We start from the raw sequence: 238 nt of genomic DNA, 5'->3' as shown, positions 1-238 counted from the left end.
CGCCCCTCGAGGCAGAGCCGCGGGGCTCACGCCAGCGCCTCCTCGACAATCTTGCCGAGCTCGGGCGCGATGCAGGAAAGATCCTCCTCGTCCTTGATCAGCACGCCGATGGCGCGGCGAAACGCTTCCGGCCACGGGCTGCCGCCCTTTTCGAGGATGGTGGCGGCGTTGGCCCATTCGACAGCCTCGGCGATGCCGGGCGGCTTGGCCAGCGGACGGGCGCGAATGTCGCGCACGG

Annotated in this window: 1 pseudogene; it reads right to left on the bottom strand. The window is 70.6% G+C overall.

The window, feature by feature from the left end:
* Positions 1–26 precede the first annotated feature (26 nt).
* Positions 27–238, bottom strand: a pseudogene (locus tag E5W70_RS28695) (MoxR family ATPase); the annotation flags it as partial.

This window comes from Mesorhizobium sp., from assembly GCF_005063415.1.
Taxonomy (GTDB): Bacteria; Pseudomonadota; Alphaproteobacteria; order Rhizobiales; family Rhizobiaceae; genus Mesorhizobium.
This window is presented reverse-complemented; position numbering and strand designations above follow the sequence as displayed.